Source organism: Acinetobacter haemolyticus CIP 64.3 = MTCC 9819 (assembly GCF_000369065.1).
In the GTDB taxonomy this organism is placed as follows: Bacteria; Pseudomonadota; Gammaproteobacteria; order Pseudomonadales; family Moraxellaceae; genus Acinetobacter; species Acinetobacter haemolyticus.
On the sequence record NZ_KB849812.1, the window covers coordinates 171,478 to 184,736 of the forward strand.

Annotated in this window: 13 protein-coding genes and 1 pseudogene; 8 read left to right on the plus strand and 6 right to left on the minus strand. The window is 39.0% G+C overall.

Features of this window, described 5'->3' with window-relative positions; translation table 11 throughout:
• Nucleotides 1-4: 4 nt before the first annotated feature.
• A complete protein-coding gene (locus tag F927_RS14960) occupies nucleotides 5-1,276 on the minus strand; it encodes a hypothetical protein (protein ID WP_005086933.1) in 1,272 nt (423 codons plus the stop codon).
• Between the two features lie 112 nt (nucleotides 1,277-1,388).
• Here F927_RS14960 and F927_RS14965 point away from each other — a divergent pair, with 112 nt between their 5' ends.
• On the plus strand, nucleotides 1,389-2,168 hold the full coding sequence (locus F927_RS14965) for a class I SAM-dependent methyltransferase (protein WP_005086935.1): 780 nt from the start codon (nucleotides 1,389-1,391) through the stop codon (nucleotides 2,166-2,168).
• Nucleotides 2,169-2,176: 8 nt separating this feature from the next.
• On the plus strand, nucleotides 2,177-2,719 hold the full coding sequence (locus tag F927_RS14970) for a hypothetical protein (protein ID WP_004641200.1): 543 nt from the start codon (nucleotides 2,177-2,179) through the stop codon (nucleotides 2,717-2,719).
• 79 nt (nucleotides 2,720-2,798) lie between these two features.
• Here the strand turns inward: F927_RS14970 and F927_RS14975 are convergent, their stop codons facing one another.
• Nucleotides 2,799-3,362 carry a hypothetical protein gene (locus F927_RS14975; protein WP_004641202.1) on the minus strand — a complete coding sequence of 188 codons (564 nt, stop codon included), beginning with the start codon at nucleotides 3,360-3,362 and terminating at the stop codon, nucleotides 2,799-2,801.
• A 169-nt stretch (nucleotides 3,363-3,531) separates the two neighbouring features.
• Here F927_RS14975 and F927_RS14980 point away from each other — a divergent pair, with 169 nt between their 5' ends.
• Nucleotides 3,532-4,164 carry a class I SAM-dependent methyltransferase gene (locus tag F927_RS14980; RefSeq protein WP_004641203.1) on the plus strand — a complete coding sequence of 211 codons (633 nt, stop codon included), beginning with the start codon at nucleotides 3,532-3,534 and terminating at the stop codon, nucleotides 4,162-4,164.
• Here F927_RS14980 and F927_RS14985 read toward each other — a convergent pair.
• Entirely contained in the window at nucleotides 4,161-4,628 is a 468-nt protein-coding gene (locus tag F927_RS14985; protein WP_005086937.1) for a Holliday junction resolvase-like protein, read from the minus strand. The genes F927_RS14980 and F927_RS14985 overlap by 4 nt on opposite strands.
• Nucleotides 4,629-4,760: 132 nt before the next feature.
• Between F927_RS14985 and F927_RS14990 the strand changes: the two genes are divergently transcribed.
• The 3 genes from F927_RS14990 to yccS all read left to right on the plus strand — a co-directional run bounded on the left by F927_RS14990 (nucleotide 4,761) and on the right by yccS (nucleotide 9,082).
• The gene (locus tag F927_RS14990; RefSeq protein WP_005086938.1) at nucleotides 4,761-5,405 is read left to right on the plus strand and encodes a ParA family protein; all 645 of its coding nucleotides are present in this window, start codon (nucleotides 4,761-4,763) and stop codon (nucleotides 5,403-5,405) included.
• Nucleotides 5,406-5,526: 121 nt separating this feature from the next.
• Complete coding sequence (locus tag F927_RS14995; protein WP_026056338.1) at nucleotides 5,527-6,624, plus strand: AI-2E family transporter; 1,098 nt, start codon at nucleotides 5,527-5,529, stop codon at nucleotides 6,622-6,624.
• A gap of 307 nt (nucleotides 6,625-6,931) precedes the next feature.
• Nucleotides 6,932-9,082 (plus strand): YccS family putative transporter, encoded by a 2,151-nt coding sequence (gene yccS / locus F927_RS15000; protein WP_005086941.1) that lies wholly within the window; start codon nucleotides 6,932-6,934, stop codon nucleotides 9,080-9,082.
• A gap of 21 nt (nucleotides 9,083-9,103) precedes the next feature.
• On the opposite strand, the pseudogene craA reads toward yccS, so the two are convergent.
• Nucleotides 9,104-10,332, minus strand: a pseudogene (gene craA / locus F927_RS15005) (chloramphenicol efflux MFS transporter CraA).
• 351 nt (nucleotides 10,333-10,683) lie between these two features.
• Nucleotides 10,684-11,055: a hypothetical protein gene (locus F927_RS15010; RefSeq protein ID WP_005086949.1), complete on the minus strand. Its 372-nt coding sequence runs from the start codon at nucleotides 11,053-11,055 to the stop codon at nucleotides 10,684-10,686.
• A gap of 253 nt (nucleotides 11,056-11,308) precedes the next feature.
• On the opposite strand from F927_RS15010, the gene F927_RS15015 reads away from it, so the two are divergent.
• Together F927_RS15015 and F927_RS15020 are read left to right on the plus strand one after the other, a co-directional pair.
• Nucleotides 11,309-11,899, plus strand: coding sequence for an NAD(P)H-dependent oxidoreductase (locus F927_RS15015; protein ID WP_005086951.1), 591 nt, complete (start codon nucleotides 11,309-11,311; stop codon nucleotides 11,897-11,899).
• A 12-nt stretch (nucleotides 11,900-11,911) separates the two neighbouring features.
• Nucleotides 11,912-12,226 (plus strand): putative quinol monooxygenase, encoded by a 315-nt coding sequence (locus tag F927_RS15020; protein WP_005086955.1) that lies wholly within the window; start codon nucleotides 11,912-11,914, stop codon nucleotides 12,224-12,226.
• A 259-nt stretch (nucleotides 12,227-12,485) separates the two neighbouring features.
• Here the strand turns inward: F927_RS15020 and F927_RS15025 are convergent, their stop codons facing one another.
• Nucleotides 12,486-13,250 (minus strand): nucleotidyltransferase domain-containing protein, encoded by a 765-nt coding sequence (locus F927_RS15025; protein ID WP_005086958.1) that lies wholly within the window; start codon nucleotides 13,248-13,250, stop codon nucleotides 12,486-12,488.
• Between the last annotated feature and the right edge of the window lie 9 nt (nucleotides 13,251-13,259).

The window sequence follows — 13,259 nt, forward strand, 5'->3', positions numbered from 1 at the left end:
GCACTCAAATCAAGAATAATTTGGTCTGTTCATCTACGTTATTTTCAATAAAATGGCTTAAACCGTTTGCATCACAAGCTAGAGTCAATTGCTTATAGCTCACACTGCAAAATTCAGCGTATTGCTTAAAAATTAACGGCGATTGATCCAAAGGTAACGGTTCATCTAACGCGATCAGCTTATGTATCCCCCGATCATTCATCGTCAATAAATAATGGTCGCCATTCAACGCTAACTCGACCAAAGCAGTACCTTTACCATTTAAAGGGAGCAAATATTGCGACTGTGCAGCAATCACATCTGCGCTATAACTTTCGAGTTTTAAACTCACCAAATTAAAAACCAAGAACTCATGCTGACTCGTGCTAACTTTTGGGCTTACCGCCCCATTTTGTTGCACAAAATGGGGTAATGCTCCTAATTTCACTAAGTTCTGCTCAGTGCCCTGTTTCATTCGGAACAATTGCTGCACGAGTTTTTGTTTCATCACCGCATCGAAATAACGTTCATCTAACTGTAGATCATTATTTTCTAAAATTTTTAATAACGCCTGATGATGTCGAGGCAGTAAGGCATCAAGTACATGACGATAATAGAACTTACTCTGCTTCTTCACTTGACGAACCCGCTGATAGAAGTAGGTAATATCAAATGGCTTTTCAACAAAATCATTCAGTAATTCAGAACTCGCCAAAACAGAAAGTGCTTCATGTCCTGTAAAGGGTAAATGAATCACATGCATTTGCGGTAATAATGGTTTAATTTTTAAGAAATGCTCTTTGTCTTCAGCAAAATATGGATCATAGACAATGATATATTCACGAGATGAATCAACTTCATCCGGTTGAATTTCCATATGTTGATGAATTGATACATCAAAAAACTCTGCATAACGGCGGTCTTGCACCACTTCAGGATCAATGGTGTATTGCGGTACAAAAGCCACAATTTTTTGCATATTCAATAAATTTGAATACTTAATGGCAGCATAGCCACCCATCGAGCCACCATAGCCGACTCGCTCTTTAAACTGTGCTAAAAATGGTTGAATCTGTTGCTGCATGTTGAGCATGCTGCTTTTGGGAAACCATGTCTTTTGCTTCGGCATAATGCCGATCACATTGTATTGGTATTTTATTAATGATTTTTCAGCATTGATGGACATGCCTTTAGCGCGACTAATCAAATCGCCAAACGAAACCACTAAAGTATCACTTGAACCTTTTAAAAAAATAACGCGAATATGATCATCTTCAAATATTATTTGTTTATCCATGCTCACACTAAAAAAAGATCCTTGATGGGAATCAACAAATACTTACTTTGCCAATCCAAAATTGCGGAGTATCTTATTTTATAGAGATCGGGCAGATTAAAAAGCGCAAAAAATGACACAATCCTTGCATCCAGCGGCACAAAAGGGCTTTAGTTCAGGGGCTGAACTCTACCAACAGGTTCGCCCCAATTATCCACAAGAAATAGGGGTTTGGCTGCAAGATCGACTCCAGATAGATGAAAATTCCACTGTTATCGACCTAGGTTCTGGGACTGGCAAATTCTTACCTTACCTCTTACAAACCCAAGCAAAAATTGTAGCGATCGAGCCTGTAACCGAAATGTTACAGCAGTTACAACAAGCACATCCTATGGTAATTTCACTACAAGCGTTTAGTGATCAACTCCCTTTGGATGATGAATCCATTGATGCCATTATTTGCGCACAATCATTTCATTGGTTTGCTAATCTAAAAACATTGAAAGAGATGCATCGTGTGTTAGCGCCTTCAGGACATTTAGGCCTAGTCTGGAATCAACGCGATATTGACGTCGATTGGGTGAAAGCCCTAGCAAATGAGATTGCGCCATTCGAAGGTGATACGCCTCGTTACCATACTGGACAATGGAAACAGGTATTTGAACATCAAGGACTGTTCAAATTCAATGGACTACAAAACTTCCAGCTCTATCATCATGGTACAGTAGAACAAGTGGTGAGTAAGCGCTTACTTTCGACCAGTTTTATTGCTGCCATGCCCCAACACGAGCAACAACGATTAAAGGCAAAATTTGAACAAATTGTATTTGATTTTACGGGATTAAATCCGCAAGATCGGATTGACTTTCCTTATCGTACTTTTGCTTATCATTTTCAGAAAATATCAACTTGAGTGGAACTATGTCTAAAATTAAAAAAACGCTGGCGATCACATTTACATTAACTGCAGCGCTCATGCTCAGTGCATGTAACAAAGAACAAGAACCCTCACGATCAAATGATCGAACGAGTGATTCTGTCAAAGATGCAATTGGTCAACTCAATCCAGTACCAATCAAGCAATTTCCTGATACTGCAAATGACGCTGCGGATATTGCCATTCTAGAAGATTACGATCAACGCTTCACGGACATGACGGACAGTATGGAAATTGAAGTAGCGGAAATGCGTGAAAAAGGGACACTCACACCTGAGTTTGAACAGCAACGCCAAAAGGATAATGTAAAATCTGCGCTGACGATGCTCAAGGAACTAGATCTTAAAACCGAACAAGGACGTTATATCCAAGGTCTACTCTATAGTTATTGGGAACATCAAGCCAAAGTTTTGGATCAACCGAATACTCAAGCAGATTCTGCTCAGCAAGTAGACCAACTTAATCAGTATTTGCATGCTCAAAGCCAATTACACCACTGGAAAAACAAGCAAACACCTGAAGACTAATTGAAAGTTTATACATTTATCTCATAAAAAAGCCCCTGGTCTTAAACTCAGGGGCTTTTTTCCATTTAAAGCTATCTTTTTAAATTTTCTGTCTTTCGATCCATTCAATCGAACTCACACGAAATAACTCACACGCCCCATCACCTACACCACCAGGAGTTAGAGAAGATGTCCAAACTAGATCCTTATCACGCACTTCAACCAACTCACCTTTTAGATTGACTAAATCCCCACGCTTGACTTGTTTGATTTGCTTTGCAATCTCAGGATTTGCTGGAATGATGTGCATATTTGATACCATTTTAATGGCTTGATCAGGTGGCACAGGCAAAGTTTTCATGTTCCAATTGAGATAACGATCATACTGACGAACCGAGATGGTTCGAGCAATTTCTGGATCGGTAAATAAATCCAGACTCACGGCGTAATCAATCGGTGAAAATTTTGCTTGCTCATCATCATGATAGACTTTAGAACCAAGAATTCGAAAGTTCCCATCAAAAGGTTGAAGCACAGAAATTGATTGGTACTTCACAACTGGCGCTAAGCCGTTGGCAATATTATATTCAACGCCATTACTTGATGCGTGTGTTTGTCCAAGTGCCGCAACCATGCATAAACTCATCCATAGACGCTTTTTCATGGCTCAATCATCCTCAAAATATCACTAAAAACTTAAAAAACTAACTCTCTTCATAGTATGCTTGGATGGTGAAAAAAAGTGCGTTTTTTAGTAACAATCAAACTCACTTTGGTCATATTTTTGTGCTGTTATTTATGTGTTGCTTTATTTAATCAAGGGATGGATCTGTATGATTTATCAATTTTATCAACGCCGTATCTTTCCTCATTTACTCAATCAAGTCATGCAAACAGCCAGTTTGATGGATCGACGTCGTGAACTATTACTGCCGATTGAAGGCGATGTACTAGAAATCGGCTTTGGTACGGGCCTAAATATTCCATTTTATGGCAATATCGACACGCTATATGCATTAGAACCAAATCCTGATATCTACCAACTTGCGGTAGAACGTGTTCAACATGCGCCATTCTATGTCAAACATATTCAAGCCAGCGCAGAAAAGCTGCCTTTTGCTGATGCGTCTTTGGATCATGTTGTATCAACATGGACATTGTGTAGTATTCCTCAACTCGACCAAGCACTTGCAGAAGTTTTCCGTGTGCTAAAACCAACGGGAACATTCCACTTGTTAGAACATGTCAAACATCCAGATTCTGCTAAAATCCAATCTCTACAAACGATATTAACACCAATTCAAAAGCGCATTGGCGATGGCTGCCATCTCAACCGAGATATAGAACGGCATCTATTGCAAACAAAGTTTCAATTTGCAGAAAAAGAATATTTTGACGCTGAAGGTATCCCCGTCATTGCTCAAAAAATGTTATTGGCAAGAGTACAAAAGTCTAAAAATGCCTAGCCCTCAAAATCAATTCTCAGCGTTTCAAAGCGTACCCGCCCTTCTTGCACTGCTTGAGCAATGGCTTGCTGCCCTTTACTCAAGCGTGCACCACCACTTTTAATATCCAGTAAAATCACCTCAATATCTTCGGCCTCGCCATCCCCATCACGAAAGTCGGTATAACCATCAAAAATGACATAATCCACTGGGTCGCCCAAAAACTTAGCATCACTGGGTAAATAACGAAACTCTGGAAGGATGGGCGCAAACTGCTCAGCCATTTTTCCTTTGAGTACAGCACGACTGGTATTCACACTGCGTTTCTGTGCATCTAATAATGCTTGTTTATGTTCCAACTCTAATTCTGCAATATATTTTTCATACTCTGCTTGAATTCGTCCGTTACGACTATTGGACAAAATAATTGTGGTCAAAACCACACCGATACAAGCACCTATCAGCATTGCAAGCCAAACCGACATAAAAACGTCCTTATCCTTCAAGGTTGCTATTTAACTGCAACATTAAACTTTTGTCATGTGTCACACACTCTGGTAAAAAAGATGCTAAGGTATAGTTGAATATATAAAGACCTGTTAAATAAATCTAAGTTCATGAAGACAATATTAATCGCAAATCAAAAAGGTGGCTGTGGTAAAACCATGACGGCAATCACCCTCGCTACAGCATTATCACAAAAAGGATATAAGGTTGCTTTAGCAGACGCTGACAATCAAAAATCCGCATTACAATGGTTAAAACAACGTCCTGAAACCGTCACAGAGATCCAAAGTCTAGATTGGCGCCATGAGAAATCAATTGGTGATGCACCTAAAAACTTGGATTATTTGATTATTGATGCGCCTGGGGCACTTTCAGGTGAACATGCTGAACAACTGGTCAGTGAAGCACATGCGATTGTCACACCGATACAGCCTTCATTTTTTGATATTGATAGTACTCGTCGCTTCCTCAAACATTTACAAGAGATTAAACGCATTCGTAAAGGTAAAGTACAAATTTTACTGATTGCCAATCGCGTTAAGCCAAATAGCGCGAGTTCCAAAGACATTCAAAACTTTTTTACCAAAATTGAGCATCCCCCTGTGGCATGGATTTCTGAACGAAGCGCCTATGGAACACTCGCTATGCAAGGTTTGAGTATTTTTGATAAATCACAAAAGAATTTTGTGATGATACAAAGCCAATGGCAGCCTGTGCTCAATCAGTTGGTTGATGATCCGAGTGAATGGTTTTAGCTTTTGCAAAGAAAGGTAATCTTTTGATATCAAATCTTAAAAGATGAAAAGGAAAATATCGCTGCTCTGATTTTTCAGTTAATATGGATTCATTCAACTTCAAGCACTAGAGAAAATTATGGTGCAACAATACGCTCCTGTCTTACAACGCGTTTTGCTGTTTGGACTGTTCTTTGTCCTGATGTTTTTGGGATTTAATATTCTCAAATATTTTATTGTTCCAGTTCTTTGGGCCGCGATTATTGCTTATATGACGTGGCCAGTTTACCTATGGGTGCAACGTCGCTTTTTTGGGGAAAATCGTCCAACCTTGAATGCAACAATTATGATTAGTTTGGTCATTCTAGTGATTGGAGTCCCTTTTATTTTTGCGATCTTCTTACTTCAATTAGAAGGTCGAAACCTCTACATGAACTTACAAAAACAATTATTTTCAGGGCATATTCAAGTTCCTGACTTCATTCGAAACCTTCCTGTTATCGGTGAAGATATTAGCCATACAATCAATGAACTCAGCGGTGACCCCAATAGCATCACCCGCAGTATTGCAGAATGGATTCAAAGCCATTTAAGTTATGGTCGCTTTGTCCTAAGTGAAATTAGCCGTAACTTGGTCAAATTGACCTTTGCCTTGATGACTTTATTCTTTTTCTATCGAGATGGACAAACCATCTTGGCGCAAGTCAGTCGTGCACTCGAAATGGTGATCGGCCCTCGTGTACACCATTACTTGCAAACCATCTCAGAAACCACACGTGCTGTGGTATACGGCATCGGTTTAACAGCAGTCGCCCAAGCACTTTTAGCGGGTTTAAGTTATTTTGTCGCTGGCGTGCCGAACCCGATGTTGCTGACGATTGTTACTTTCATATTGGCATTGATTCCATTTGGAACCCCTGTTTCATATCTTGGCGTTGGGTTATGGCTATTTGCCCAAGGACAAACGGTTGAAGCAATTGGTGTCGTGACATGGGGAGTATTGATTGTAAGCAGTGCTGACAATGTTATTCGTCCACTTGTGATCTCTGGCGCAACACAGATTCCGTTCTTATTGATTATGTTTGGTGTCTTAGGCGGCATTGCGAGTTTCGGTCTTGTTGGCTTGTTTATTGGACCTGTCATCTTGGCGGTATTACTGGCAATTTGGCGCGAATGGCTACATGAAAATGTCGAACAGCAACCTGTTGCTCAACTTGATGCTCCTCCTGATCCTAAATAAATCGCTGTGGGTATCTTAAAAGATATCCACAGTTTTCTCACTTATTGACTAAACTTCTTCCTTAAGTATTGGTGCATTCTTTATAGTATCCCGATAGACAGCATCAAAGGCATTTAAGAAAGAAGTCTAGTAATTGTCCATTACTAATATTCAAAATCATAACTGTGCATGGATCTTGCTTAATAATTAGTTGAACAATCAACCTAATCTTGATGCAAAAAATGACATATCATATTGATCAAACAATACTTCGATCAGGAAGATTTGTTTGTATGACAAAAACCAGATCAATTGAAGAAAAATAATTATGAATAGTCTGTATCTGCTCTTTAATCGTTTTGGATCAAATTCAATTTTGCGGTATTGCCTACAAATTTTTATTGTTTTAATCGGTACAACACTACTGCTACACGCATTGGGTCTAAGTGAATTTATTGTGCCTGTCACCCTAGGTGCAATTGCAGCAGCCCTGACTGATTTTGATGACCGACTCAGCATCCGACTTCGAAACTTATTTTACGTCTGTGTACTGTTTTTTACGGTCAGTACAATTTTAACCTTTCTAGCACCTTATAAATTCTGGTTTATCGTCTATTTGAGTTTATCTAGTGCTGCTTTTGTACTCATGGGTGCATTAGGTCAACGCTACGCTACTATTTCTTTTGGCACAATCTTACTTTCCATCTACACCATGTTTGGATTGGGTGATTACCCACATTGGTATCAGCAACCTAGTTATTTTGTCTGTGGTGCGCTGTGGTATGGTTTTACCTCTATCCTGTTTTTTATCATTCACCCTACATTACCGCTACAAGAAAAGATTTCGACTACGTTTAAAGAAATGGGGGAGCTGTTACAGAGCAAAGCTAAGCTGTTCGATCCTGACAATGTCGATAATGTTGAAACGCTGCTATTTGAACTCTCACAGAAAAATGCACAGGTGGTGAATAGCCTGAATCAAGCCAAACAATCTTTGCTCTCTCGCCTTAAATCTTCACGCATGAATAACAGCAGTATCTATTGGTTAAATTTGTATTATTTTGCCCAAGATATCCATGAACAAGTGACCTCAAATTATTTACATTATGAAAAAATCCATCAGAACTTTAACCGCAGTGATTTAATTTTCCGTATACAAAAAAATATGTTCTTACAAGCAACAGCCTGCAAAAAACTGAGTCAGGCATTGCTACATAAAACCACTTATCAAAACAGCCCACTTGCCGATGCTGCCCTTGCCCAACTCGAAGCCTCAATGCAAGATTGGATCGCGCAACACCCATATAATTTAGAAGTTAAAAACTTAGAACTCATTTTGAATAACTTAAAAAGTATTCACGAACAATTCGCGCAACTGCAATTAAAACAAAACATTGAAACGGGATCACCACAACATCAGCAAGCACACCTCAATCTACTAGATGAAGATATTCAGGGATTTCAGGACTTCTTCTTAAAAATTAAGCAACATCTTAGTCCACAGTCTGCTTTATTTCGTCATGCTATTCGTTTAGCAATCGTCTTTGCTGTAGGTTATGCAATTTCTTTGCTGCCGTTTGCCAAAAATGGTTATTGGATTTTACTGACCAGTTTATTTGTTTGCCAGATCACCTATTTTGCAACCAAAAGTCGGCTAAAACTCAGAACCATCGGCACGTTATTGGGTGTGTTGTTAGGCATACCTATACTTTATTTTGTACCCAGTATTGAGGGACAACTCATCATTACCGTGATTAGCGGTGTGTACTTTTTCTATTTACGCCAAAAGAAATACGCGCTGGCTACGGTGATGGCAACACTGATGGTTTTATTGATTTTTAATCTTAAAGGTGCTGGTTTTAGTATCGTTTTACCAAGAATGATCGATACGCTGATTGGCTGTGCCATTGCTTGGTTAGCAGTGAATTTGATTTGGCCAGATTGGAACTTCCGCAATATTCCTGAAAACATCCGTAAAAGTAGTCAAGCAACGCTGGATTACTTCGATGCTGTCATCCAGCAATATCATCAAGGTCGTTCCAATGATCTTGAATATCGAAAAGCGCGTCGTGCGGCACATAATGCGCAGATCGAGCTGTCTAATATGATTTCGAGTCTCAGTACCGAACCACAACCCAATCAAGAACTGATCCATTATGCATTTCGCTACTTGGTCTATAGTCATAGTCAGTTGAGCTACGTTTCGGCACTGGGTCATCAACGTACTCAAATTCAAGATCAACACATCTTGGCGCTGCTTGATCAAAGTGTTGAACTGCTCAAACATGCTTTGACTCAACAACAACCGATTCCACATCAGCAAATTGAAGACATGCTAGTCAAAATCCAGCACTTAAGTTCGCAGGGTCAGGTCTCAGAGCAAAACCAATTGTTGCTAAAACAAATTAGTCTGTTACTTGAGACCCTCACTGAACTGGTGATGTTGAAAAATAAACTTCTAGAACTGGAAATTCGCTAATCAACTCACATTTCAGCGGTTTTAATTTATGCCTTGCTGCTGACGATCTTGCATTACTTGTTTCAAAACACGTCTAGGCTGAGCAAACCATAAAGCAATCAAGGTCACGCTTGCGAGTGCAAAAGCCCAAATATGGAAATAAGTATACATTAGACGAACCAACTCAATGATAATGAAGAAACTCATCATCATCACCATGGATACCGCTGCAGCTACTGTTCCCTTCGATACTTCTGAGGACATCAAGGCAAAACGATACATCACAGAGAAACTAATCCCTTCGCCAAAGCTGATCAAAGTCATACCGATCAATAAACATGGCACTAAATACAGCGGCCAAATGACACCCAAAATCAGAAATAATGTACCGAGAAACATAATCGGCAAACCCACCAAGATGGTTTTACCTAATGCAAAACGATCCATGACTTTGATCAAGACGATGTTGCCCGCAATCAAACCGAAGAAAATTGGAAATTGCGCCAAGCCATATTGCAAACTACTCAGTTTCAACTCATCGACCAAAATCACAGGAGACAATGCAATCCATAACATCAATGGCATCGCAACCAAAGGCAAAGCTAAACTTGTACCTAAGAAACGACGATTACTAAATACCTTTTTGAAATCATCAAAGATATAACTAAATGGTTGCTTGGCTCTGCTTTCTTGTACAGATGGCATAAATTTCTTTAAACCAAACCAACTCAAAAAAGAAACTGATGCAATTGCAACAAAGCCCCAATGCCAAGAAATATGTTCAATTAAAAAAGCACCCAGTACAGGGCCTAATAATGGCGCAAGCAAAGAAATATTGGCCATCAACGCCATGACCTTAATGGCATCTCGCTCTTCAAATGTTTCTTGAATAGCCGCGTAACCAACTGCGGAAATGACAGTCAAACCAATACCTTGTAAGAAACGGAATGCTAAGAATTGTTCAATGTTATGTGTCAATAAAATCAACAAGCAACATATCGTAAAGAAAGCGACACCCGCTAGCAGGACTTTTTACGTCCAAGTCGATCTGAAAGGGGGCCAAGCAACCACGCAACACTGGCACCACCCAATAAATAAAATGACATAGATGAAGGAGCCCACGTCGCACTGACACCAAATTCTTGGGTAATCGACAGCATTGCAGGCTGTATCAAGTCATTACCAATATAAACCGCAAACTCAAATAGCACCAAAGCTAAAGGAAACATGAGCGTTATACGGTTTAACGTCATATTTTGATTATTCGTCATCATGTTCTATTCACAAAAACAACCAATTCGGATGCGCCCCATTTCCATACAAAGAAAATAGGAACATCACCACACGATTTTATGGTTTAGATTTAAATTAAATTTTGATTTTCATGCTGTGAGAGCGCATGTAATAAATGTGAAAACACCGTATTCACAAGGTGTATATAAGAAAAAATATATTTTCGTGAGATTGATAAAATATTTTATCGTTAGGAAAAATTTCCACGCGCAACTGTAGCACTTTTTAAAAATGACCGCAATTTAGGCAAATGTTTTAATATGTGAATAACCCAAAAGTTATCCACAATATTGTCTATCTTTCAGTCAACTCAAAATCATATCAATGGATCAAGGGCATAACTCAAATTGGAAGTTAGCTGTGTTCTCCCCTCTAGCACATTGATAACTTTGTTTCTTATTCACGATTTTCCACACCGTTTGATCACGTTTTAATTGATATTCTGTACGAATGGCAATCACAGAATCATCGAGTTGAGACTGTTCAACTGTCACTTGTGCTTCACTAGGATTTTCTGCACGATTAAATTGCTGATCTATTTTTAGATTACTGTCTTCATCAAATAAATTCGGCTGATCTGATAATACCGCATGCATCGCTGTGCTCGGTTTTGTATCCATTTGCTGTTGAGACGATTGCGTAGGTTGATTACATGCAGTCAAAAACAACCCAACGCCTAAGATCATACAAAGTTTGTGCATTTTTCATTTTCCTCTAAGCATTACCTATTTATGTTACTCCTCAGAAATAAATCGACTAGTCGTTATATGTATACGTGCTGCAGATCCATGTTGTATTTACGATATAAGCGACTGAGAGCGAACTTGGAAGCAGCGTTCATCAAGCAATCGTTGATTTTTGGTCAATAGTATTTTGCTTATTTATACATTTTTACTCATGAATAGACGCTCTAGAATGCACTCAAGTTTTAGAAATCTATTTTTGAGTTACTCCATGAGCAATATTTTAATTATTAATGGTGCTAAACAATTCGCTCACTCAAATGGTGAATTGAATGACACCTTGACCGACTTTTCAGAATCACATTTAAAAAGCTTAGGTCATACGGTACAAGTAACACGTACTGACTGTGACTATGATATCCAAGCCGAAATAGCAAAATATCTATGGGCAGATGTAGTGATCTATCAAATGCCGGGTTGGTGGATGGGAGCGCCATGGACCATGAAAAAATACATTGACGATGTGTTTACGATTGGTCATGGCTCACTTTATGCCAGCGATGGACGTAGCCGTTCTGATGCTTCTAAAAAATATGGTTCAGGCGGTTTGATACAAGGTAAAAAGTACATGTTGTCGCTCACATGGAATGCACCAATGGAAGCATTCACTGATCCTGATCAATTCTTTCACGGTGTGGGTGTAGATGGTGTGTATTTACCTTTCCATAAAGCCAATCAATTCTTGGGTATGGAATCACTCCCGACCTTTATCGTAAATGATGTAATCAAAATGCCAAATGTCCCAAGCTATATCGAAGATTATAAAGCCCATTTAGATCAGTTTTTTACGAACATGAATTAAGAGAGAAATACTATGTTGACGATTATTGCTGAAATTCAGACACATGCAGGCACAGAACACCGCCAAGCCGTATTAGATGCATTCCAAAAAATCATTCCAACTGTATTAGCAGAAGAAGGTTGTCATGGTTATGCCCCATTGATTGATCATCTGCCAGCGATTGAAATGCAGTCACAAGATGAAAATAGCATTATGATGTTAGAGCAATGGGAAAGTACCGCTCATCTTGAGGCACATATGCAAACGGCACATATGCTAAAGCATTTTGAAGCGACCAAAGCGCATGTGGCTGATGTGAAAGTGCGTATTTTGGAAAGTGGGATTTAGAACAAAGATTGGTTATTTATCAAATCCTCATAAAATATATGATACTCGGTAATGTCATCTGCAACCTGCGTGATTTCAAGAAGATACTGTTTCTGCGATAGATTTTAATTAATGCAAGAAGTGAACAGGTTTTGCAGATGACAATGCCTTTGGTTACTTTGGGCAAAACCAAAGTAACTCCAGCCGAAGGCTAATCTTAAATATGAATGAGAACACAATACGACTCCGTCAAGACAAAGAAAAATATAAGCAAATGATTTTACTGATAATAATACTGCTTCATATGTCGGCTATACTCCGTTAAATAACGCTCTAAGCCCTCTCGACGATCAGCTTTTTGCATCTCTTTAGCAGCCAACTGCTCAATCTTAGTTTTAAGTAAATTCAGAATCGCTGCTTGTTCCACTTCAGGGAGTTGGGCTTTTTCTTTCTGCTGTTTTTTAATTTCCAAATAATCCTCTGCCCAATGACGTAATGGATCATGTTCAGAAACTTGTGCAAATAAATCGGTAATCAATAATTCAGGCATCACTTCTTGAGTTGCTAACTCTGCCGACATCAAACCACGAATCGAATAAAATACTTTCTTGTAGGTAAAATTATCTGCGGTTTGCATCACTTTCATCCCACCTTTTGCCAGCGATAAGTAGTGGTGATACAGCGCACTATAATCGATTCGCTCTAACAATCCATCTCGAAACGTTTGCCATTCTGGAAAAGCATTAAAATACACAATATGCGCTCTGACCCATTCCAAAACCGTTGGGTTACTTTTTGCCAGTAATCCAAACATTTTATCGAGATCAAAAGAAACGAAATCAAAATCCCCATCCATGATTTCAATTAGATCACGGTACTTTTTATAGTCAAAATATTGATCTTTACTCGGTAAATGAAAACCACGTACATCATAGTCGCTGTCAGGGCTAGCCATACCCCATAAACGACTACCACTTTCGATATAAAATAATGGTATGTCTTGGCGCTGTTGAAATAGTTTTTCGATTTCTTGGTGGATGTTCATTTGTATTAC

Coding starts and splice junctions, on each gene's coding strand:
- F927_RS14960 (WP_005086933.1), bottom strand. CDS start 1,276: ATGGATAAACAAATAATATTTGAAGATGATCATATTCGCGTTATTTTT.
- F927_RS14965 (WP_005086935.1), top strand. CDS start 1,389: ATGACACAATCCTTGCATCCAGCGGCACAAAAGGGCTTTAGTTCAGGG.
- F927_RS14970 (WP_004641200.1), top strand. CDS start 2,177: ATGTCTAAAATTAAAAAAACGCTGGCGATCACATTTACATTAACTGCA.
- F927_RS14975 (WP_004641202.1), bottom strand. CDS start 3,362: ATGAAAAAGCGTCTATGGATGAGTTTATGCATGGTTGCGGCACTTGGA.
- F927_RS14980 (WP_004641203.1), top strand. CDS start 3,532: ATGATTTATCAATTTTATCAACGCCGTATCTTTCCTCATTTACTCAAT.
- F927_RS14985 (WP_005086937.1), bottom strand. CDS start 4,628: ATGTCGGTTTGGCTTGCAATGCTGATAGGTGCTTGTATCGGTGTGGTT.
- F927_RS14990 (WP_005086938.1), top strand. CDS start 4,761: ATGAAGACAATATTAATCGCAAATCAAAAAGGTGGCTGTGGTAAAACC.
- yccS (WP_005086941.1), top strand. CDS start 6,932: ATGAATAGTCTGTATCTGCTCTTTAATCGTTTTGGATCAAATTCAATT.
- F927_RS15010 (WP_005086949.1), bottom strand. CDS start 11,055: ATGCACAAACTTTGTATGATCTTAGGCGTTGGGTTGTTTTTGACTGCA.
- F927_RS15015 (WP_005086951.1), top strand. CDS start 11,309: ATGAGCAATATTTTAATTATTAATGGTGCTAAACAATTCGCTCACTCA.
- F927_RS15020 (WP_005086955.1), top strand. CDS start 11,912: ATGTTGACGATTATTGCTGAAATTCAGACACATGCAGGCACAGAACAC.
- F927_RS15025 (WP_005086958.1), bottom strand. CDS start 13,250: ATGAACATCCACCAAGAAATCGAAAAACTATTTCAACAGCGCCAAGAC.